This is a genomic window from Candidatus Poribacteria bacterium (assembly GCA_016866785.1).
In the GTDB taxonomy this organism is placed as follows: Bacteria; Poribacteria; WGA-4E.
Genome location: VGLH01000251.1, coordinates 1 through 2,506, shown reverse-complemented (window position 1 = coordinate 2,506; position 2,506 = coordinate 1). Strand labels below are relative to the sequence as shown.

The 2,506-nt window shown below is 63.5% G+C and carries 2 protein-coding genes; both read left to right on the top strand.

Annotated elements, in window-relative coordinates; genetic code table 11:
• Window positions 1-100: 100 nt before the first annotated feature.
• Entirely contained in the window at window positions 101-1,795 is a 1,695-nt protein-coding gene (gene ilvB / locus FJZ36_18955) for a biosynthetic-type acetolactate synthase large subunit (protein MBM3216979.1), read from the top strand.
• Window positions 1,792-2,340, top strand: coding sequence for an acetolactate synthase small subunit (gene ilvN, locus FJZ36_18950; GenBank protein MBM3216978.1), 549 nt, complete (start codon window positions 1,792-1,794; stop codon window positions 2,338-2,340). The genes ilvB and ilvN overlap by 4 nt, the downstream gene beginning before the upstream one ends.
• Window positions 2,341-2,506 lie beyond the last annotated feature (166 nt).

The following is a 2,506-nucleotide window of genomic DNA, read 5'->3' as shown; positions in this document are numbered from 1 at the left end:
GCCCTTCTCGTCTCCAAGCGAGAGGGGCGTTTCTGTTGCCCCTCGTCGGAGGCATTGAGGGTCGGTCGCGCATCACGCATCCCACGAAGGAGACGCAGCGATGAAGCTGAAAGGCGCCAAGATCCTGGTCGAGGCACTGAAGCACGACGGAGTCGAAGTGATCTTCGGCTACTCCGGAGGGGCTTCGCTTCACATCTTCGACGCGCTGTACCAGTACAACCAGGCTCATCCCGACGACGGTATCCGTCTCGTCATGACGCGTCATGAAGCCGGTGCTGCCCACGCCGCCGACGCGTACGGCAGGATGACGGGCAAGCCGGGCGTCGCGCTGGTCACGTCGGGTCCCGGAGCGACGAATACGGTGACGCCCATCGCCACCGCGTACATGGACTCCGCGCCGCTGGTCGTCATCTCAGGGCAAGTGCCGACGGCGATGATCGGCAACGACGCGTTCCAGGAGACGGACTTCATCGGCGTCACGCGACCGATCGTCAAGCACAGCTACCTGATCACGCGGGCAGAGGACATCGCGCGCGTCGTCCATGAGGCGTTCCACATCGCCGCGAGCGGGAGGCCCGGGCCCGTCGTCATCGACATTCCCAAGGACGTCCAGGTCAACGAAGTGCCGTTCAAGCTGGCGAGCGACCTCGACATCCCCGGCTACAAGCCGACGCTGGCCGGTCATCCGAGGCAGATCCGACGCGCCGCCGAGATGATCATGTCGGCAGAGCGTCCGGTGATCTACGCCGGAGGCGGTATCGCGCTCGGAGACGCATCGGAAGAGCTCCGAGAATTCGCATGGAAGACGCAGATCCCGATCACCGTGACGCTGATGGGGCTGGGCGTGTTCCCGGAGACCGACCCGCTGTCGCTGAAGATGCCGGGAATGCACGGATCCCGCGCGGCGAACTACGCGATCCAGGAATCGGACCTCCTCATCGCGCTCGGGGTGCGTTTCGACGACCGTGTCACGGGGAACCTGGCGAAGTTCGCGCCACACGCGAAGATCATTCATGTGGACGTCGATCCGGCAGCGATCAGCAAGAACGTCAAGGTGGACGTGCCGATCGTGGGCGACGCGAAGCGCGTCATCCCGGGACTGACGAAGCTCGTGGATCGCACCGAGATCGACGCTTGGCGTCATCAGTGCAATCTTTGGAAGGAGAAGTACCCCTTCCGCTTCACGCAGAAGGACGGCGTCATCATGCCCCAGGCGGTCATCGAGACCGTATGGGAGCTCACCAAGGGGGAAGCGGTCCTCACGAGCGACGTCGGTCAGCACCAGATGTGGGCGGCGCAGCACTACCAACACATGCGTCCGCGCCGGTGGCTGAACTCCGGCGGTTTGGGTACGATGGGATTCGGGATGCCGGCGGCTCTGGGCGCTCAAGTCGCCGCCCCAGAGGACCTGGTCGTGTGCATCTCCGGTGACGGCAGCATCATCATGAACATTCAGGAGCTGATCACCCTGAAGACGGAGAGGCTGCCTGTCAAGGTCGTCATCCTGAACAACTACTGGCTGGGCATGGTGCGCCAGTGGCAGGAGCTCATGTACGACCAGCGATACGCCGCGTCCGACCTCAGCGACAACCCGGACTTCGCGGCGGTTGCCGAGGCGTTCGGCGTGAAGGGGATGACAGTCACTGATCCGGCGCTGCTGCGCTCGCAACTCGAAGAGGCGTTCGCCCACGACGGACCTGTCGTGCTTGACGTTCGCGTCGATCCGACCGAGAACGTGTACCCGATGGTTCCGCCCGGGGCGGCGCTCGACGAGATGGTGGGGGGTATCGCATGAACGGTGATCGACACATCATCACAGTGCTCGTGCAGAACCAGTTCGGCGTATTGGCGCGAGTCGCAGGACTCTTCAGTGGCAAGGGCTTCAACATCGACAGCCTGTGCGTCGCGGAGACGCCGGACCCGCAGTTCTCGCGGATGACTCTCGTCACCCACGGCGATGAGCGCGTCATCGACCAGACCGTGAAGCAGCTCAATAAGCTGGTCGATGTGATCCGCGTGAATGACCTGACCGAGGAACCCCACGTCGAGCGAGAGCTCGTGCTGATCAAGGTTGCCGCCGAAGGACTGGTCCGCAGCGAGATCCTACAGGTCGCCGAGATATTCCGAGCCCGCATCGTCGATATCGCGCCGAAGTCGCTGACGATAGAGACGACGGGCGATGAGGGGAAGATCACGGCGCTGATCAACATGCTGCGCCCCTACGGGCTCATAGAGGTCGCTCGTACGGGCAAGATCGCGCTGGGACGCGGGATGCGGGGCGCTTCCGAGGCTGGCGGCGCAAGACTTGGCGGCGACGAAGGGCTCAAAGAAGGCGTCTGACCGGTGGTGCGGACGCACTGGTGGTCGAGATCGGGTTTCAGGAGATGAACCGAATGAAGTGGGACTTCAGGTCGAGCGTCTTTGACACCGAAGTGATTCGCTTGGCGGACACGGAAGAGAGAATCGTGCGCGGCGGGCGTGACCGCTTCCCCTTGCTGGCGAAGGC